Raw genomic sequence first — 20,562 nt, 5'->3', positions numbered from 1 at the left:
GTTGAAAATAACCCGAAGCCTCGCTTCGGGTTATTTTTTTAGCGCACAAGCAGGTATAATACCGCGCAATTGTAGAGTTAAATCGAGGTATAACAGAACATGTTGGACAGTATTCGAGAGAGGTCTCAAAGTTTCATCGTGAAAGCCATCTTGGTTTTCTTGGCTTTGACCTTTGCGTTGTTTGGAATTGGTAGCTATGTCACCAATCAACCTGACCCTGCTGTTGCCATTGTCAACGGTGAGGAAATCGCGCAAGCACAATTCGACCGTGAAGTGGAAAATGAACGGAATCGCCAGCAACAACAATTAGGCGATTTTTATGCAACACTATCCGCCGACCCTGCGTTTAATCAGCGTCTTCGTCAACAGGTTCTGGACCGTCTAATCGACCAGAAATTGGTTGAGCAGTATGCTCAAGACCGCGGCTTACGAGTGTCGAATGAGCAAGTTAAAACCGCGATTCGTGAGTTTCCAGCTTTCCAAGTGGCCGGGCAATTTGATAACCAAACCTATCGCATGGTACTGGCACAAAATGGTTTTTCCGTCGATGGCTTCGCAGAGTTGATGCGTAGCGATATGGCGCGGACTCAGTTACTGGAGTCCATTTTAGAAACGGATTTCGTACTGGCCGATGAAGTGCAGCAAGTACAAGCTCTGGTCAATCAATCACGCAGCGGTGGTTATCGCGAAATCGCGTTGGCTGATTACCTGGAAACAGTCGAAATCACCGATGCTGCTATTGAGACTTGGTATCAGCAAAATCGTGATCGTTTTGCGGTTCCTGAGCAAGTTCGCGTGGAGTTTGTGGCGCTGGAAGCGGGCGCTATTGCTGAAGCGATTGAAATCGATGAGAACCTTGTACGCGAATGGTACGAAAGTAATCGCTCACAGTACGAAACTGCTTCACGCGCACGTTTTTCACACATCCTGATTGAAGCTGAGGATGGCAATGCTGATGCCCGTGCTGAAGCCGAAGCTTTGCTCGCTGAAATTAACAATGGTGCTGATTTTGCCGAAGTGGCGAAAGCAAACTCGGACGATGTCTTTTCTGGAGAGCAAGGTGGTGACCTCGACTTTATTGAAGCAGGTACCATGGACCCAGATTTTGAAGCTGCTGCGTTTGCCCTAGAAAATGTTGGCGATGTGAGCGATGTTGTGGAAACATCTTTTGGTTTTCATATTATTAAGCTGACCGACCGTGAGGAAGGCTCTGTAACACCATTTGAAGAAGTTCGTGATGAAATCGTTAATGATCTACGCGAAGAGCGGGTCAAACAACGTTACTATGAGTTGCAGCAAGGCGTTGCCGAAGCTTCGTTCGAAATGCCAGATACATTGCAACCGGCGGTAGAGGGCACGCAACTGACTGTGCGTACCTCGGATTGGTTTAATCGCGATACCGCACCGTCAGCGCTCAATCATCCTGCTGTATTGCAGCAAGTATTTGATAACGACTTTATTGCGGAAGGTTTGAATAGCGATTTGATCGAGACCAGTGATACGGAGTCGGTTGTTGTTCGTGTACTTGAACACCGTCCAGCATCTACTCGTGCACTTGATGAAGTACGTGACACGGTTACCACACAATTGCGCCGTGAGCGCGCTCAAGCAGCCGCTACGGAACAAGCAGAAGCCATCGCAGAGCAACTTCGAGCGGGTGAAGCGAGTGTCGAGCTGACCGTTCTTGACGCTGTTGATCGTCGCACCGATGAGCATCCTCGCGCTATCGTGCAGGCTTTGTTTAACATGGCAGCACCGGCTGAAGGTACAACTGCGGTGACGACAGCGACATTAAACAACGGTAACGTTGCTGTGGTGCAATTAAGCCAAGTGATGGCAGGGGAACCTGATGCTGAACTGGCGACTAGTCTGCAAGAGCAACTGGAAACGAGTAATAGTCAACAGCTCTATATGGCCTTTATAGAAGGATTGCGGGCTGAGGCTGAAATTGAGATGGTGCGGAGTAACTAAGTCGTATTCCATCGAATCCAATAAAAAGCCCGCTTTATCATGAGCGGGCTTTTTTGTGTTCGTTTACTTCGTTGGAAATAAGGGGGGTAGTGTAACCGTTGGTTTGCTCTTCTTATGTTGGTCACGGACGGCGCCCTGTAACGCACGCCACAGACCTTTCCCTTCCTGCCAAGGGCTAGGAGATGAGCCGAAGCGAGAAGCCAGGAGAAAGTCGATTTGCGCCGTTACTGGGGAGCTATTGAGGTGCTTCTTCAGTCCCAACAACGATGCATCAGCAAGTTTTAAGTCATGTCGCGCCCACTGCTGGAGCGCTTGGATAGCTGCGGCGCCATCATTTTGAGTACAAGCATGCTGAATTTGCTTCCAATACTGATTGCTCGGTGTCGATGGTGAGCTCGTGTCGACAGTATTACGCTGACGACCGCGGTACCAAAAGCCAAACAGGGTCAGTAACCATAACGCAGCAAAGCCACTAGTCAGTGCTATCCAGAGCCAAGGCTGTGACTCGTTTGAAGTCTCCTGCGCCAGATCTGTACTACCGGTGCTCGTTGTAGGAGCTGACTTATTCTCGGGGGTAGACGCTGTGGTTTCCGGTGTGACCGGTTGTTGCTGCGGAATATCCGGTTGCAAGCCTGAGCCAGCGACAATGGTGAAGCTTAGCGAGTCGGTTCGCGCTTCCTGACGCTGCCCTGTGGATGTGTTAAACCAAGGAACCACGATTGCTGGAATAGTTAGCTCACCGACTTCACGTGGAATTAACGTTACCGATACGGTCTTCTGCGCAATGACATTGCCATTGCGCACAGCGCTTCCCAATTCAGGTTGCTCTGGATAGGAATTAGCTCCCGACAGCTGCGGTAGCACAAGAGCTGGCAACTGCTCTGGCTTGACACCAATAGCCGTGAGGCGATATTGCAGGGTAATAGGCTGACCTATGGTTAACTCGCTTGGAAGATCTTCACCGTCGCTGATGTATTCGAGACTCAGGGTAGCCAATTCCGCGGGGAACCATTCTCCCTGCCAATCATTCGGCGCAGGCCGAACACGCAATGGAATATCTTGGGCTGCGGTCGTGACGGGTTGGGTTGAGGAGAATGCCGAAAAGATAGAATTACCACTTTCGGTACTGATTTGTCCTTCAAAGACCGGACCACGAATGGTTTGTTCGCCTGAACGCTGCGGTGTGACGACATAGGTGCGTTGAAAGACCTGATAACGAATACCATCAATCACTTCATAGGTTTCTTCATCTTTGCCAATTTGAACCACATCCGCATCGGTCAACCGTGGTGGAATGATATTACCGCTCTGCAGATTAGCAGCTAAGTACAAGCGCGCAATAATCGTCACTTGCTGTTGAACATAAATTTCCTCGGCACTCACACTGGTGCGAATAAAGGCGAGACGTTCTTCAGCTCCGGCATCGCTGCCAGCTTCCAGCACACGCAATGCAATCGGTTCTGACTGGACAGACTCGATAGTCAGCGCAGGAATCGTCACTTCACCTGCGGTAGTTGGAGCGCGGACGCTTACCGTAAAAGTGGTTTGGCGACTAAAACTATTGTTAATCATGGACGTGCGTCGAGCGGTGCGCGTATTCAAGACAGTGAAACTGTCGGGTAGCTGCGTTGCCGCATCGAAACTTGAGGTAGGTACATCATCGTCAACGGTGACGGTGAGGATAAAGCTGTCGCCGGCAACGACCGGGTTTTTATCAACACTCGCAATAACCGTAGTCGGTTCAGCATGCGCGGGCAGCAGGGTACCCAGCACTAACACGGTTAGGCAGAAGAGCATCGCTGCAAGCTTGCTTGGCAAAGCTGCCTCTACATCTATTTGTTGCGCGGTCATGTGCGTTACCACTCTTGTTCTACTCCTCTGGGTAATCGATTCTGTTCGCGGCGCTGAGCTTCGAGCCGCATTTTATTTCGCAGTAATACTGCGGGGTCGTCTTGAATTCGATTCAACCATTGTTCCATCTGTTGCCGCTGTTCTTCAGTTAAGTCACCTTGCGGCAATGCTTCACGAGGTTCGGCCTCAGCTTCCATATCATCAGCCTGTGCCTCTTGTTCTTGAGGTTCAGGCTGCTCTTGTTGCGACTCGTCACTTTCAGACTCGTCAGAATTTTGTTCCGATTGCTGCTGTTGCTGCTGGTCACTGTCTTGTTGCTCACCTTCAGCTTGCTCAGATTGCTGCTGTTGGTCGCTTTGTTGTGACTGCTGTTCCTCTTGCTGTTCTGCAAGCTTTTTGGCTAACTCGTAATTCTCTTGTGCAGCGTCCCAATCAGGTTGTTGTTGCAGAGCTGCTTGGTAGGCGCCCGCGGCTTCGCCATAACGTTGCAATTGCATTAATGCATTGCCTTGATTGTAGAAACCTGTCGCATCTGTCCGTTGCGAGAAATCGGTTAACGCAGTCGCGTAGTTTCCTGCTCGATAACTCGCTTCACCGCGTTGCCAACTGTCTTCACTGATGGCCTGCGCACGCTCAAATTCACCTTGTTGTAGTGCTTTATCCGCTTGTTGATAGGGGGTTGCAAAGAGTTGCTCATGCCAAGCCAATCCCGTGCTTTCTGGCGTTGACGTCGCCTCAGCCTCTTGAGCATAGACCGGGTTGATCAAGCACAGGCAAATAAGTACCGGCAGCACTTTGGGCAACATGCCTCGGCGAGCGGCGAATAAGGCTGCACCTATAAGAATCAACACTAACCAAGGTCCTTGATCACGCCATTGATCACCGGCTTGATCTTCGGTTTCGCTTCCAGACCGTTCGATGGGCGCTAAATCGGTGAGATAGGTGAGGTCAGCTTGATCATTTCGAATCACCGCAAACCGACCTTGTGTAAGCGAACTGAATCGTTCGAGTTGAGCAGGAATAAGTGTTGGCACAACTACTTGGCCATTGCGATCACGCATTAGGCTGCCATCGGAACGTTGAATAGGGGCACCTTCTTCTGTTCCCACCCCGAGAATGGATACGCGATGGCTACGATTTCGTAAAAACTGAATGATACTTTGCTGGTCGCGTGACTGGATGCCATCGGTCAGCCAATAAATATCACCGTTGGCGTAGCCAGCTTCCGTTAATAAACGATCGGCGAGTTGGAGTGCTGCCAATGGATTACTGCCTTGCTCTGGCATGATTTCAGGACTCAACGCGCGAATTAAATTCGTCAGGTTATTGGCATCAGCAGTCAGTGGGCTGACCACAAATGCATCACCCGCGTAAGCAATGAGACCCACTTCACCGTCTAAGTGTGACTTGACTAAGTCGATGGCCTTAAAGCGCTGTTGTGTGAGTCGGTTGGGCGCAATATCGGTGCTGCGCATCGACATCGACATATCCATGATGACCACTTGACCGGCTTCGAGTTGATAGACCGGTTGTGGGAGCCGCTGCCACGTAGGACCAGCAAGGGCCAACGAGCCAATCAGTGTGCTCAGAACCAGCAACCGGAGCGGCCAATGCCGCTGACGTTCGTGCTGCGGTGGACTTAACCATGCCAGCAAATGGGGTGCTACAACATGTTGCCAACCGCTTTGTTGCCGTTGTTGGCGAAGTAACTGCCAACCGACGACTAACACCGGCAGTATCGCGAGCAGCCACCAGGGGCGAAGGAAATGAAACTCAGCCATGTTGCTCCTCCGATTCTGTGCGGCGTTGCCACTGTGGGAGGCGCAAAATCATCCATGCAAACGTGAGCAACCAAGCGAGCGCCAATGGCCAATGAAAGAGGGCACGTTGAGGCCGTCTGAGCTGCTCATCACCGGCAACGGGTTCATATTGATCCAGCAACGTATAAATTTCCTCGAGTTCAGCGGTACTGCGGGCGCGGAAGTACTCACCACCAGTGGCATCCGCAAAACTGCGCAGCATGTCTTCATCTAAGTCTCGACTTGGATTGACGCGTCGTTGTCCGAAAAATCCTTCGACGATGACTTCTTCCGCACCTACACCAATGGCATAAATTTTGACATCATGAAATTGGGCAAGTTGTAGGGCTTGTTCAGGTGAAACATTGCCGGCTGTATTTTGACCGTCCGTTAAAAGAATGAGAATTTTGTTCGACTCTTCGTCATCGGCAAAACGCTTCACCGCAAGAGCAACCGCGTCACCAATGGCAGTGCGCTCACCAATGAGTCGCAGCACAGCTTCATCGAGCAACTGCTCAACCGTGCGACGATCGTAGGTCATCGGAGCCTGCACATAAGCAGTATCAGCGAATAAGATGAGACCGAGACGATCCCCGACACGGCGGCTAATGAAGTCCGTTAAAACGCTCTTCACCATGGTTAAACGATCAACCTGTTGGCCTTCGATTTCCATGTCGGCAATTTCCATACTGCCGGAGAGATCGACTGCCAGCATCATTTCACGAGCTTCGTTACGCGCGGCAACGGGCTCACCGAGCCAGCGTGGTTGCGCGGCAGCCGCAACAAGAGCGGTCCAGATCAGCGCGGCTATGAATAAAGCCCAGCGTGAAGTTTGAGTGCGCTGCATAGTTCCATCTGCGGCAGGAACATAGGACACGCGTAAGACCGACGTGGGCTGCCGAAATTTTGGTAGTAACCACCACAACAGAGCTGGCAGGGGCCAGATGAGGCCAAGCCAAGGCCATGCAAATTCAATCATGACTTTCCTCCTGTTGGAGGCAAGGCGCGCTGCAACCAAAATTGCGCGTAACGTTGGTATTCAACGACTAGATCGGTTGCGGTATCACCAGAGTATTGAGTGCGTTCGAGCTCATCAATGACTGCCTGCCAACGTTGCGCTGCGCGCGCAGGTAATTGTTGCTGCAGGAACTGCCACCAAACTGCTCCTTGCAAACTGGCTACTCGCTCGCGCGGGTAATAAGCCAATAGGGCTTGCTTCAAAAGTGCAGTGACTGTAGCCGGGTCGGTTGCGGTTTGTTGCGCGAGCTCTTTGAGCGCAAGCTGCTGCATACGTCGTTGGCGCCAACGGCGAATCAGTAGCCAAACGGAAATGATGAGCAGAATAAGCGTGAGTGCACCCACCACATACCAACCGGGTGCTAAAGGCCACCAGGATGCCGCCGGCGCACTGACAATATCATTCATATCAGCGAGCGCTTCGTTGGCCGCAGGAGTATCCAGTAACATCATCGCATCACCTCAGCCCATTGTTGCTCCAGCGCTTGACCGGCATCGACGCGTTGTGGTCTGACTCCCAACTGCTGAAAATGTTGCTGCAGTTCCGCTTGTTTCGTCTGCATGGCTTCTAAGTAAGCGTTGCGCTGTTGGGTATCCATCACCAATGGTGACTGCTGCCCATCGGTAATCGCCAATGGATTGGACGCCGCAGGAAGTGGCATGTCCAACTCAAAAGGGTCGGTTAATTGATAGGCATGCAATTGGCAGTGACGACGAATCGCTAATAAACGATCGAAAGTATCATTACTGGCAGTGAGCCAGTCGCTGATGCAATGCACAATAGTTCCGGGGCGCGCCACTTGCTGCGTGCGCTGAATGAGATCGTCCAACGTTTGCGTTGCCTGCGTAGGCGAGTCATTACTGCGATGTTGCTGTTCGACTAATGCTTGCACCAGTCGCATCATGCCATGCTGCCGCCCTTGCGGCCGCACCTCACGGTGGTCTTGGCCGGAACTAATCAAGCCACCAATGCGGTCATTGCGACTGATAGCGAGCCAACCTAAGGCTGCAGCTAAGTGGCATGCCTGTACCGATTTAACGAGTAATTGCGTGCCAAATTGTAAAGTAGGGCCTAAGTCGACAATCACCATGACTGGGCGCTCACGTTCTTCTCGATACAGTTTGGTATGGGGCGTGCCAGTTCGTGCTGTTACTCGCCAGTCGATTGAACGCACATCGTCGCCGGCTTGGTAATGCCGTACTTCATCAAACTCCATGCCTCGACCTTTGTGCTTGCTGAGGATGGCGCCAGTTTGTGATTTGGGTGGTTGCAGACGCTGATGGCGCTGAAAGGCCGCTACCTTATTGCGGTAATACATAAGCTCAGCACTCGTGACACGGATGCCATTCGAGTGCATTACGTCTAACCAATGCGTACTGCTTGTCTGCATAGTCACTGCCATGATAACGCTAAGGTGCGGGAACGAGACTCAAAATGTTCTGGAGTACTGCGTCTGCGGTAATACCATCAGCCTCGGCTTGATAACTCAAAATAATTCGGTGGCGCAGTACATTCGGGAATACCGCTTGAATATCTTCTGGGGTCACAAAATCGCGACCATCCAACCAGGCTCGAGCTCGCGCACATCGGTCCAAGGCAATCGTTGCGCGTGGACTAGCGCCATAACTCAACCAACGGCCCAAGTCGTCGCTATAAGCTGCTGCAGTTCGCGTCGCGATGACCAGTTGTACCAAATAGTTTTCGACCGCTTCATCCATGTAGATTTCGAGCACTGCTTTGCGCGCAGCAAACAGGTCAGCTTGCTTGAGCGGTTGTAGCATTGCTTCGGAACCATGCAATTCTTCACCACGTGTCAGACGCAGAATATCCAGCTCAGTTGCCGCATTGGGATAATCGATATTAATGTGCATCAAGAAACGGTCGAGCTGCGCTTCCGGGAGCGGATACGTACCTTCTTGCTCTAATGGGTTTTGAGTAGCGAGTACCATAAAAAGTTCTGGTAATGGATAGGACTTCTGGCCGACGGTAATTTGCCGTTCCGCCATAGCCTCTAACAACGCCGACTGCACTTTTGCAGGGGCGCGGTTAATTTCATCTGCCAAAATAACATGATGAAACAGTGGGCCCTGCTGAAATTCAAAGGTACCTTGCTCTGGCCGGAAAATATCCGTACCGGTTAAATCGGCAGGGAGTAGGTCGGGCGTGAACTGGACCCGATGAAAGCTGCCTTCAATACCTTGTGCCAATGCGTTGACGGCACGAGTTTTGGCGAGTCCGGGAGGACCCTCAACCAATAGGTGTCCGTCGGCAAGCACAGCAATTAGCAGACTTTCGGTAAATTCGGCTTGGCCCAGTACCTGACTATTCAAGTAAGTACGAAGCGCTTGAAACTGTTCAGCGGCCATGGTGGTCCTCTATGTACATCGGATGAACTCAAAAAAGCGGTGTATACTCTACTTAGGCACTTTACCTAAAACAACGGTTTAATTCTCGCCAGTAACCCGTTAAAATTTGTAACTAGCTATGAGGTCAGACCAGATTGATGGCCCACTTCTTTTTTGGATGAGGACAATTGAATGTCAGCACGTCAGCAATTAACCACACCAGCGGGTGAGCGTATCGCTATTGTCGCCGGATTGCGAACTCCGTTTGCAAAACAGGCAACTTATTTTCATGGCGTTCCAGCACTCGACCTTGGCAAGCTTGTTGTGCAAGAGCTATTGAATCGATTTAGCTTGGATCCGCGAGAAGTGGAGCAATTGGTGTTCGGACAAGTGGTACAAATGCCCTCAGCACCGAATATTGCTCGAGAAATTGTTCTCGGCACTAGTTTACCTGTGAGCACTGATGCTTACAGCGTGTCCCGAGCTTGTGCAACCAGTTTCCAAGCTACCGCCAATATTATCGAAAGTATGGTCTCGGGCACTATTGAGGTCGGTATTGCTGGCGGAGCCGATTCGTCGTCGGTGTTGCCGATTGGTGTGTCACGAACCCTAGCGCATGCGCTGGTTGACTTGAACAAAGCGCGTTCTTTAGGGCAACGCTTAGCGATTTTGAAACGCCTGCGGTTTAAGGACTTAATGCCGGTTCCACCCGCTATTGCTGAATACAGCACTGGGCTGACCATGGGACAAACCGCGGAGCAAATGGCGAAATCTCATGGCATTAGCCGCGCTGATCAAGATGCCTTAGCACACCGTTCGCATACCAAAGCCCACGACGCATGGGAAGCAGGGATACTCGCTGATGAAGTGATGACGGCTTATGCCGAACCTTATAAAGATTTCCTCGGCCGCGACAACACCATCCGTAGTGATAGTAAACTCGACAGCTACGCCAAGTTAAAGCCGGTCTTTGACCGCAAGCATGGCTCAGTCACAGCAGCCAACAGCACGCCGTTAACAGACGGTGCTGCAGCGGTGTTATTGATGACCGAAAGCAAGGCAAAAGCGCTCGGCTACTCGATTCTCGGCTATGTGCGTAGTTACGCATTCAGCGCTATTGATGTGTGGGAAGATATGTTGATGGGCCCCTCTTATGCGACACCGATTGCACTAGAGCGCGCTGGCATGAAATTGAGTGACTTAGATTTGATTGATATGCATGAGGCATTTGCAGCACAAACGCTCGCGAACGTGAAAATGTTTGCGAGTAAGAAGTTTGCTGAAGATAAGTTAGGACGGAGTGAAGCCATTGGTGAAATCGATATGGACAAGTTTAACGTCCTCGGTGGTTCTATTGCCTACGGTCATCCATTTGCTGCCACGGGCGCTCGTATGATCACACAAACGCTCCACGAATTACGCCGACGTGGCGGAGGCACCGCATTAACGACAGCATGTGCTGCCGGTGGCTTGGGTGCAGCAATGATTTTGGAGAGCAACTAATGAGCGAAGTAGCAACAACAACCAAAGCATTTCAATTAGAAGTTCGTGACGATCAAGTCGCTGTGATTCGCATCGATGTTCCGGGCGAGTCTATGAACACGTTGAAGGCCACTTTTGCTGAAGAAGTTGCCGAGGTTCTGAATCAGTTGGAGGCGAATTCCGACATCAAAGGTGTAGTAGTAATCAGCGATAAGCCGGGCTCGTTTGTTGCGGGTGCGGATATCAGCATGATTGATGACTGCGAAACTGCAGCAGATACCGAGAGTCTCGCGCGTCAAGGACAAGCGATGTTTGATCGCATCGAGCAGCTCAAAGTCCCCGTTGTCGCAGCTATTGATGGTGCTTGTTTGGGTGGCGGTCTGGAACTTGCTTTAGCCTGTCATTATCGAATCACGACCGAAGACAAAACGGTCATTGGTTTACCGGAAGTACAGCTCGGTTTGTTACCTGGATCAGGTGGTACTCAGCGTTTACCGCGTTTGATTGGCATGCAAAAGTCGTTGCCATTAATTCTGACCGGAAAACAACTACGTCCGAAACAAGCACTCAAACTTGGAGTTATTGATGAGATTGTTCCCCGTAGCATTTTACTCGAAGCCGCTGTGAAAAAGGCTTTGAGTAGTAAAGCTCGGGTTCGCAAAGTGAAGCACTCATTACTGAACAAAGCATTGGAAGGTACCGGTGTAGGTCGTGGCATTATTATCAGCAAGGCGCGCGAACAAGCGCAGGCCAAAGCACATGGAAATTATCCAGCGATAGACGCCATTATCGATACCATTGCTTATGGCTTAAATGAAGGGTTTCAGGCGGGGCTGCAGTATGAGGCGCGCCGTTTCGGTGAACTTGCCATGACGCCGGAATCGAAGCAGTTACGCGGCATCTTTTTTGCGACCACCGCCATGAAGAAAGAATCGGGCGCTGGTGATGTGAAACCGCGCAAGGTTGAGCGCGTTGGTGTGCTCGGCGGCGGATTGATGGGTGGTGGCATCGCTTATGTTACTGCAGTGAAGGCTGGTATTCCGGCTCGCATTAAAGATATTGCAGAGCAGGGTATCGTACACGCGTTGCGCTATAGCTATGACCTCCTGAAGACAAAGGTGAAGCGCAAGCAGATGCGTCGGTCTGAGCTAGAGAAAACTATGCTTAGACTCAGTGGTAGCTTGGATTACAGCGGCTTTGATCGTACCGATGTGGTGATTGAAGCGGTGTTTGAAGACTTGAGTTTGAAGCAAAAAATGGTGGCAGACATTGAAAACGTCGCCCCAGAACATTGTATTTTTGCAACGAACACATCGAGTTTGCCAATTACTAAAATAGCAGAGGGTGCGAAGCGTCCAGAGCAAGTGGTCGGGCTGCATTATTTCTCACCGGTTGATAAAATGCCATTGGCTGAAATTATCACGCACGCGGGCACGTCGGCGGAAACTATTGCAACAGTGGTGGCCTTGGCGAAGAAGCAAGGTAAAACGCCAATTGTGGTCAAAGACGGTGCTGGCTTCTACGTGAACCGTATCTTAGCACCGTACATGAATGAATCGGCGCGGATGGCACTGGCAGGTGAGCCTATCGACAGCATTGATAAAGCTTTGGTGAAGTTCGGCTTCCCAGTCGGCCCACTGAAATTGATGGATGAGGTAGGTATTGATGTGGCCGTGAAAGTAGCGCCGATCATGGAAGCTGAATTGGGTGACCGATTTGCAGCGCCTGCGGCATTTAGCAAGCTGCTTGATGATGATCGCAAAGGCAAGAAGAACAAAAAAGGTTTTTATAGCTACTCGGGTAAAAAGCCGGGTAAACAGGTCGATGAATCGGTCTATACCTTACTCGGTATCAAGCCAGATGCGAAAATCAATCCAGCAGAAATTGCGCAACGCGCGGTTATGTTGATGCTGAACGAAGCGGTTTACTGTTTAGCTGAAGATATTATTCGTAGTCCACGTGATGGTGATATTGGTGCCATATTTGGCATTGGCTTTCCGCCATTCCGCGGCGGACCTTTCCGCTATATGGATGCACTCGGTATTGGAACGGTCGTGAAGCGTCTACGTCAGTATGAAGAAGAATTTGGTGAGCGATTCCAGCCTGCGCCATTGTTGGTCCAAATGGCTGAAAACGGTCAAACTTTTTACGGTAAGGAAACCCACTCTTAACGAATGAATGAGGTGAATAAACGTGATTATTGCGCTGTGTAGTTTGTTGTCTGCGCTGGGTTTATACATTCAAGCTCTAAAGAATGGTATGGGTGCTAAGCGTTGGGGGCTGCTCGGATTATGTTTCGGGCCGCTCATGGTGCCCATGTTTGTCAGTCATAAACGCATGACACTGATACGTACCCTTGGCCGTCATGATGTGTTGTGGCAATGCCGTTGAAGGAACGATTTTAGTTGAGTAATACATGCGCCGGTTTCTTAACCGGCGTTTTTATATGCGCAAGAAATTGCTCACGCTTCAGAGGTTGAGCGAACAAGAACCCTTGCGCAAACTCACAGTTGAGATGATGCAGAGTGGAAGCTTGTGCAGCATTGACGACGCCCTCAGCAACAACGTCGAGTCCTAGATTGTGGGCCATCGCGACAATCGAGGCGACCATATTCCGATCGCGATCAGCGCCATTGATGTCATCAATAAATGCTTTGTCGATTTTCAATGTTTGAATAGGGAAGCGTTTTAAATAGGCTAACGATGAATAGCCAGTTCCGAAGTCGTCCAATGCCAAGTGAATTCCGCAGAAATGTAGTTCGGTCATAATCTGTATGGCGCGCTCTGGATCTTCCATGACCACACCTTCGGTTATTTCGAGTTCCAGACACTTCGGATCTAAGCCTTCTTCATCCAAAATATTCATGATGCGCTGAGTTAAGTCAGGTTGCAGGAATTGCTTGGCCGATAGGTTAACCGCAACGCGCCCCTCTACAGCACCCGAGGTAACCCATTCACGCATATCCCGACAAGTTTGTCGTAATACGCGCTCACCCACGTCAATGATCAGTCCGGTTTCTTCTGCCAGCGGAATAAACTCAGCGGGACTGATTATTCCAACGCCAGGAATGTCGAGTCTTACTAGCGCTTCGAGTCCAACAAACTGATGTGTTTTCAAACTGACTTTCGGTTGGTAATGAACCTGCAAATGATTGTTGCGGAGCGCTTGTCGCAGCTGATTTTCAAGTTGTAGACGGCGGACCGCGTTTTTATTCATCGATTCATTGAAGAATTGATAGCCGTTACCACCGCGACTTTTCGCGTGATACATCGCGGTATCTGCATTCTGCAGTAACTCTTGTGACGATTGACCATCGTTCGGGTAGACCACAATACCGATAGAGCTACTGACGACAATATCATGACCACTGATGTGGAACGGGTGACTCAGCGCTTCCAATACTTGATTCGCTGCTTCAGTGATATCGTGTAGGTCAGTGGTATCTTCAAGAATCAAGGTGAACTCATCGCCGCCCAGTCGATAAAACGTGTCTTGTGCGCGTCCAATTTCACCCACTCTTTCCGCAACCTGCATGAGCAGATGATCGCCGACCTCATGGCCGAGTGAATCGTTAATCTTTTTAAAATCATCGAGGTCAAAAATCAGCAGCGCATGGGCGATACGTTTGCGTACTAGATTCGAATGACTAACCTGAAAATAGGAACGATTGGGTAATCCAGTGAGCGTGTCGGTGTTGGACAAGCGGCGGAGTTCGCGTTCGGCATTCTTACGTTCGGTGATATCAGAGAATGTCGCTACGTACTGCGCAATTTGACCGCTGTCATCCGTAATCGCATCGAGCGTTAGCTCCATTTGATAGGTGGTGCCGTCTTTGCGTAAATCTTCGATTTCACCATGCCAACTCCCATGTTGCTGCACCACACGTTTGATTTGCGCGAGATATTCAGGGTTGTAGAGCGACAAATGCAGTGGTTTGTTGAGCATATCGGCACGGCTATAACCGGTGATCTTGGTGAAACTTTGGTTGGTTTCGATCAATTTAAACTGGCTGTCATAAATACAGACGCCATCTGAAATATTGGTAATCGATGTTGCCAGCATTTTTAGGCGTTCTTCGGCGGCAACGAGCGGAGTGATATCTTTTAAAGTCCCAGTCATCCGAATGGGTAGTTGATGCTCGTCACGCGCGACAATTTTGCCGCGGTCAAGTACCCAGATCCAACCATCGTCACTGCTGACCCGGTAGGTGACCTCGAAGGTATCTATCTTCCCATCTAAATAATCTCGGAGTTGCTGCTGGACACGCTTTAAATCGAGGGGATGAATATTGGATGTGGGACTGCGCTCGCCAGCTCTGAGTCGATCCTGCGGGAACTCTGATAAATGCCGCCACGTGTTGTGTCGATGAATGGCTTGCTCACGAATATGCCAATCCCATAGCTGGTCGCCACTCCCCCAAAGACTTAGTTTGAGACGCTCTTCACTATCGCGTAATTGAACGAGTGTCCGGCGTTTGGCGCGAACTAACAAGGCAAGGCCGAACAAAATGCAGCAACTTAAGAGGGCATACAAGGTAATGGCCCATGGTGATAACCACGTGGGAACGGCAACATCTAATGTAATCGCTCGTCGGCCTTGCCAGGTTTTGCCATCAATAGAGGCTTCCACAATGAACTGGTGTTCGCCAAAGGGCAGATTGGTGTAGGTTGCACGACGGAATTCTGCATCTGTAATCACCCAATCACGGTCAACGTCTTCGAGTTGATAGCGATAGAATAACCGCTGGGGTTGCGGCGCATAGGGAGCACCAAATTCAATGGTGAAAGGCGAATCAATCGTTGGAATGAAGAGGACTTCGGAATTGTACAGTTGTGGACGATTACGACCGTCTAACTGCTGCGCACTGACGGGTTGATTCGCCATTCTCAGAGTAATGAGCTCAACCTGCCAGTCAGAATAGGACGCGACAGACTGTGCTGAAGTACCACCCGCTGTTAAAAGCAGGCTGCACCACATGATGACCTGAAGTAGTGGCGTTCGACGCACGCTATCCCTCGATTGAAAGGCTGCTTTTCTACTGCGCAGCTCTTCTATTTGTTATGTGTTGCTTAAGTTAAACAATTCAGCTGTCGGTGTCAAAGTTCTTCGGCATTGTGCTGATTAGCAGCTGTTGCTCTTCATTTCTGAGTAACTGCTGTGCGAAAGGAATAAAGGAAGAATGTTGCCAATTCGTTATTGCGATTCCTAATTCATGTAAACGGTTGAATTCATGATCGTTTTGTGTGATTGAGCTCCACAGGCGCTGACTGCGGACACGTAGATTGGTGTCCTTTTCTACCAACTGCGCCAGTATGGCCTGCTGCGCCCGTTTAAAGTCCGCTGGACGAAGTGTCTCCAGTTGTTCAGCAAATATCTCAATAAACTCGACCAAGGCGGCATTCAAGTGATCAGCGTCATATTGACTGGATTGCACATATAACAATAAATGTGGCACTTGCTGGATGGGCAGATAGGTGGTGCCGACCACGTACCCCAATTGCTGTTCGGTTCGTAGCTCGTGAAAGAGTATTGGACTCATCAATTGGTTGAGCAATAAATACGCTGCTTGTGCAGGCAAGTCTTGGGTAAAACTTTGCAACGCGAGAATAGACGCCTGTTCTTGGTGATATGTCACCAATGATGCACACAACCTCGCTTTGGGTTGCACCTTCAACTCAGTAAAAGAAGTCGGTTTCAAGTCCGCTTGTTCAACTCGATTGTGCAGTGCTAACTGGTCCGTGAGCGCATGGATGTAATCGTCCAGTTGCTGGCGCTGTAAATCACCGTGAGCAAATACATCGGCGTTAATCGGCTCAAGAGCTGTGTTGAGCCAGTCCTCAAAAGTATTGAAGGTCATTGCTTCTAAGTGGTCAGCTAAATCGCAGACCGCATAAGTATTGGGTTGTAGCGAGATATTTAGCCGTGAAAACAAGACGTTCATTGGCTTATTGGTCATAGCCGCTCGCCAATTATTAATGAGTTTCTGCCGTAATTCTTGCCACCGTTTTTGCTCAAAACGCATCGTCTTGAGCTCAGCTATAATTTGTACCGCTAGTGGCACCGTTGCAGCAGATAAGCCTGAAATGTGCAGGGTCAACCCTTGTTGTTGCGGATAAATATTAAAATGGAGTCCAGCTACTTCGGCGTCATAACAAGTCTCATTGAGACCATCAAGTAGCAGCTCACTCCACAGTCGAGCGCAGGCAAAATTCGCCGGTGTAGCAACCATTTTAGGCAAATAGAAGCAGGTATAAATATGCGCTTTCGGCACCCGAAAGTCAGGGTCATGCCAGTGCCATAACCGCAACCCTGGAGTGACTGCTTCGAACTGTGGTTGCTCAACAAGTTCATCATCGAGCAGAGGTTGGGTCTCGAGTTGGTCGGTAATAAATCGATTCTTTTTGGGCAATTCCGCAGTGGTCTGTTGGGCTGACCGGAAGCGCTCGAGCCGTTTCTCGTTGAGTGGCTGGATAGTATAATCAGTACCGTAAATCGGCTCATGCTGATCGGTCTCGACCTGTCGATGAATAAGGGTGACTCGCATGTTATCGGGTTGCATGCACTCGAATAGTTCACGAGCAAAGGCTGCATTGATACCATCCATGCGATAGTCCCCAAAAATGAGGTCACAATTTGGATAATGATGCATATTCACTGCCAGTTGAGGTGCGAGGTCACTCGCGCGGGCTGGCTCCTGAAAGCGAAACGCTTGGCTGACTGAGAGTTGTCGCTCACGATAACGCCAGTCCTCTAACCCTTCTGCGGCAACCTTTCGAATCAGAGCCAGAACATCACAAATGATGTCGTCTACATGTTTCAGCCCTTGCTCCGTCAACTGCATGTTGATATTGAAATCTTTGAAGTTACTACCGCTCATGCCACCGCCTGCAGCCAATGAGTTGACCCAGTGTCGATGCCGTAGCTCAGAGAACAAACTGCCGGGACCTTCATCACCGAGAATATGTGCGATAAAACTGGTTGTTTTGTGAGCGTAATCTCGGTCAATACTTGGCAGCGCGAAGGTCAGAATTAATCGTTTGGCAGCTTTTAATGGACGAACTTGTAGTTCCACACCCACTTGCGAAGGCAGATACAAAGAAGTGCTAATGATGGTCGGCTCGCTCAACGGTTGTGGTGCGGCGGGAATCCTGCCGCCATAGTTTAGCGCCAATGCTTCGAGTTGCTCGAGAGACTGTGGGCCAATGATGACCAGGGTCATTCGGTCGGGACGGTACCATGTCTTGAAAAATTCTAGTAGTCGCGGCCGTAAGGGATTGTCTGCGGTGTCTTGCAGGGTGTTGAGATTCCCTACGGAAAACTTACTAAATGGATGCGCTGGATTGACCGTCGCTTTATGAACTTGATAAAGACGGCGGAGCTCATCCTTGCGCTTGAGCTGAAATTCCGACTCGACCGATTGCAGCTCTTTGGTAATCCAATCTTGTGAAAAGAGTGGTTGGTAGAAAAAACGAATGAACCGATCTAATGCGGGTTCTAAAAACTCAGGGTCAATATTGAAATAATAGTTACTGTACTCGGTTCCAGTCCATGCGTTATGACTTCCGCCATGCTGGCTGACAAAGTGTTGATAGTCTTCAGGCTCTGGAAACTCTTCCGTTCCCAAAAACAGCATGTGTTCAAGGAAATGAGCCAGCCCTTGGGCGGTTTGTGGATCATGGAAATGACCGGCGTGGACGGCGGTCGACACGGCTGCTTGTTGAGATTTTGCATCGTGAACTAGGGCACAACGAAGGCCATTCGATAATCGAATAATTCGATAATCTCGATGATCCGTCGGGCTTTTGATGATGCTTTGTACGCACCTTTCGGCAGATGCCGGCGCAGTCGTGGATGCCATAGAGCTCCTGATGTTGGCTTAGCGCTACCCGCGCCAAGCCATTGAGCAGCTATTGGTCCAGCGGGGTATCGAAATTTTTCGGCCGGTCAAAGCTACCTTCATATGAGACCAGCTTGTCATCTTTAAACGTGAGCGTGACCTTGCGATTGTAGTCGCCATCGCCGCTACCAGAATTCATATCAAATACGTAATACCAAACATCGTTCTCGAACGGGTTGGCTGCTACTGGAGCACCAACAACATACTCGACTTGTGCTTTACTCATGCCAACACGGAGCTGATCAATGTCACGTTGTTCCAAATAATTGCCTTGTGGAACATCGATTTTATACACCATGCTATCTAATACGGAACACCCACTTAGGATGATCAGACTACTAGCGATAATTAAACTTCTCATGGGTCCTACTATATTTTATTTCTCGGCGAACGAGTAACGAATGAACTACGAGGTGCATCATAGCCAATGCTTGAGATGATGACCAGCCTCAACGACAGATTGACTTCGATAAAACTGATAAGTTCAACCATTACTCACAAGCACGGCTCAGCGAATTACGAAGCGAGTAACTCTGCCGCGTTGGCCTTGGTTGCCGAAGTGATGGTATCGCCACCAAGCAACCGAGCTAATTCGATGACGCGCTGTTCGTTCGACAGTGCGGTAATAAAGGTCTCTGTAGAGTGTCCATCCGACGACTTCTCCACTTGAAACTGCTGATGTGCTTTGGCTGCGACTTGCGGCAGGTGTGTCACACAAATGACCTGATTGGTGGTTCCGAGTTGTCGCAATAACTTGCCTACCACCGCCGCGGTTGGACCGCTGACACCTACATCGACTTCGTCAAACATCAACGTTGGTGTACTCAGATGACTTGCGGTGATTACTTGAATAGCCAGACTGATACGTGAGAGCTCACCACCGGAGGCAACTTTGGCCATGGCTTGAATGGGTTGTCCTGGGTTGGTGCTCACTAGAAAACGCACTGTGTCGGTGCCAATTGGCGTTGCAGGGGATTGTTCATCTGCATCCACCGCAATCTGAAACTGTGCATGAGGCATGTTCAATTGCTGCATCGATTGCACAATTTCTTTGCTCAGACGTTTTGCTGCTTGCTGACGGCTTGTTGATAGTTTCGCCGCCGCTTGACGATAGTGGCTCGCGGCCGCTTTGACGTCTGCGTCAAGTTGCTCAGTATCAACTTGTTGGTCTTCAAGTGTTTTGAGTTCAGCATTCAAAGCCGCATGGTGCTGAGCCAGTTGATGAGGCTCAACTTGATGTTTGCGAGCCAGCTTGACGGCAGTCGTTACGCGTTGCTCAAGCTGATGTAATTGTTCATCGTCAATTTCGATTTGCTCATGATAATGCCGTAATTCCCGAGCTGCCTCTTCAATTTGAACACCCGCTTCACGCAATAATTGGACTGCTGGAGCTAGTCCCGCATCCACGTCCAACTGTGCTTCAAGCCGCGATAACGCCGTTTGAATGAGGCCATGCGCGTTGTTGTGCTCGCCATCAAACAAGGCATTGAGTGCAAAGCTAGAGTCCTCGACCAAAGCAGCGCTATTGGCAGCACGTTTAAACTGTTGATCGATAATTTCATACTCACCCTCTGCCAGAGCAAATTCATCAAGTTCTTGCACTTGATAAGCAAGTAGTTCGTGCCGTGATTGCACATCTGAACTTTGTTGTGCCAATGTTTTTTGTTGCTTACGAAGTTGATACCAACGCTGATAGGACGTGCGCACGGTATCCAGCAATGCGGCATGCTGAGCATAGCCATCGACAATAGCCAGTTGGTGATCAGCTCGGGTCAATAATTGATGTTCATGTTGACCATGAATATTCACTAACAGCGGTGCGAGCTCGCGTAATTGACCTACAGTAGCCGGGTAACCATTAATCCATGCTTTTGAACGGCCTTCAACGGTAACGACGCGACGGACGACACAGTCGTCGCCATCGGCTTCTAATTCATGCTGTGCCAACCATTTTGATGCAGGGGAGTCAGTGGTGAGTGTAAACGCGGCGACGACTTCGGCTTTGTCGCTGCCCGCGCGGACCCATTCGGTGTCTGCTCGATTGCCTAAACATAGGCCAAGTGCGTCAAGAGCGATAGATTTACCTGCGCCGGTTTCGCCGGTGATAGCGGTCATGCCTTGAGTGAAATCGATATCGAGTTGACGAACGACAGCAAAGTTGCGGATGTGTAATTGGCTTAACATGGCTCACCTCAGGT

Annotated in this window: 14 protein-coding genes; 4 read left to right on the top strand and 10 right to left on the bottom strand. The window is 50.0% G+C overall.

What is annotated here, in order from left to right; genetic code table 11:
- Positions 1–99 precede the first annotated feature (99 nt).
- Positions 100–1,971 carry a peptidylprolyl isomerase gene (gene ppiD / locus ACN0S4_RS02190; RefSeq protein WP_417656092.1) on the top strand — a complete coding sequence of 624 codons (1,872 nt, stop codon included), beginning with the start codon at positions 100–102 and terminating at the stop codon, positions 1,969–1,971.
- Between the two features lie 63 nt (positions 1,972–2,034).
- Here ppiD and ACN0S4_RS02185 read toward each other — a convergent pair whose 3' ends face one another.
- The 6 genes from ACN0S4_RS02185 to ACN0S4_RS02160 are packed head-to-tail and all read right to left on the bottom strand — an operon-like array spanning position 2,035 to position 9,005.
- Positions 2,035–3,822, bottom strand: a complete 1,788-nt coding sequence (locus ACN0S4_RS02185; RefSeq protein ID WP_417656091.1) for a BatD family protein — start codon at positions 3,820–3,822, stop codon at positions 2,035–2,037.
- Between the two features lie 5 nt (positions 3,823–3,827).
- Positions 3,828–5,603 carry a VWA domain-containing protein gene (locus ACN0S4_RS02180; protein WP_417656090.1) on the bottom strand — a complete coding sequence of 592 codons (1,776 nt, stop codon included), beginning with the start codon at positions 5,601–5,603 and terminating at the stop codon, positions 3,828–3,830.
- Positions 5,596–6,600 carry a vWA domain-containing protein gene (locus ACN0S4_RS02175; RefSeq protein WP_417656089.1) on the bottom strand — a complete coding sequence of 335 codons (1,005 nt, stop codon included), beginning with the start codon at positions 6,598–6,600 and terminating at the stop codon, positions 5,596–5,598. Before ACN0S4_RS02175 ends, ACN0S4_RS02180 begins: the two co-directional genes overlap by 8 nt.
- Positions 6,597–7,091, bottom strand: coding sequence for a DUF4381 domain-containing protein (locus ACN0S4_RS02170; RefSeq protein ID WP_417656088.1), 495 nt, complete (start codon positions 7,089–7,091; stop codon positions 6,597–6,599). Before ACN0S4_RS02170 ends, ACN0S4_RS02175 begins: the two co-directional genes overlap by 4 nt.
- Positions 7,088–8,029 (bottom strand): DUF58 domain-containing protein, encoded by a 942-nt coding sequence (locus ACN0S4_RS02165; RefSeq protein ID WP_417656087.1) that lies wholly within the window; start codon positions 8,027–8,029, stop codon positions 7,088–7,090. The genes ACN0S4_RS02170 and ACN0S4_RS02165 overlap by 4 nt, the downstream gene beginning before the upstream one ends.
- Positions 8,030–8,048: 19 nt before the next feature.
- Positions 8,049–9,005, bottom strand: coding sequence for an AAA family ATPase (locus ACN0S4_RS02160; protein ID WP_417656086.1), 957 nt, complete (start codon positions 9,003–9,005; stop codon positions 8,049–8,051).
- Positions 9,006–9,176: 171 nt separating this feature from the next.
- Between ACN0S4_RS02160 and fadI the strand changes: the two genes are divergently transcribed.
- From fadI to ACN0S4_RS02145, 3 genes are read left to right on the top strand one after another with little or no spacing between them, the layout of a single operon-like run.
- Complete coding sequence (gene fadI / locus ACN0S4_RS02155; protein WP_417656085.1) at positions 9,177–10,487, top strand: acetyl-CoA C-acyltransferase FadI; 1,311 nt, start codon at positions 9,177–9,179, stop codon at positions 10,485–10,487.
- Complete coding sequence (gene fadJ, locus ACN0S4_RS02150) at positions 10,487–12,637, top strand: fatty acid oxidation complex subunit alpha FadJ (RefSeq protein ID WP_417656084.1); 2,151 nt, start codon at positions 10,487–10,489, stop codon at positions 12,635–12,637. The genes fadI and fadJ overlap by 1 nt, the downstream gene beginning before the upstream one ends.
- Positions 12,638–12,659: 22 nt before the next feature.
- The gene (locus ACN0S4_RS02145; protein ID WP_417656083.1) at positions 12,660–12,857 is read left to right on the top strand and encodes a hypothetical protein; all 198 of its coding nucleotides are present in this window, start codon (positions 12,660–12,662) and stop codon (positions 12,855–12,857) included.
- A 10-nt stretch (positions 12,858–12,867) separates the two neighbouring features.
- Here the strand turns inward: ACN0S4_RS02145 and ACN0S4_RS02140 are convergent, their stop codons facing one another.
- The 4 genes from ACN0S4_RS02140 to recN form a co-directional block, all read right to left on the bottom strand.
- Complete coding sequence (locus tag ACN0S4_RS02140) at positions 12,868–15,474, bottom strand: EAL domain-containing protein (RefSeq protein WP_417656082.1); 2,607 nt, start codon at positions 15,472–15,474, stop codon at positions 12,868–12,870.
- A gap of 76 nt (positions 15,475–15,550) precedes the next feature.
- Entirely contained in the window at positions 15,551–18,325 is a 2,775-nt protein-coding gene (locus tag ACN0S4_RS02135) for an insulinase family protein (protein WP_417656081.1), read from the bottom strand.
- A gap of 49 nt (positions 18,326–18,374) precedes the next feature.
- A complete protein-coding gene (locus tag ACN0S4_RS02130; RefSeq protein WP_417656080.1) occupies positions 18,375–18,725 on the bottom strand; it encodes an outer membrane protein assembly factor BamE in 351 nt (116 codons plus the stop codon).
- Between the two features lie 155 nt (positions 18,726–18,880).
- A complete protein-coding gene (gene recN / locus ACN0S4_RS02125; RefSeq protein ID WP_417656079.1) occupies positions 18,881–20,548 on the bottom strand; it encodes a DNA repair protein RecN in 1,668 nt (555 codons plus the stop codon).
- Positions 20,549–20,562 lie beyond the last annotated feature (14 nt).

Source organism: Pseudidiomarina aestuarii (assembly GCF_048263735.1).
GTDB classification, from domain to species: Bacteria; Pseudomonadota; Gammaproteobacteria; order Enterobacterales; family Alteromonadaceae; genus Pseudidiomarina; species Pseudidiomarina aestuarii_B.
This window is presented reverse-complemented; position numbering and strand designations above follow the sequence as displayed.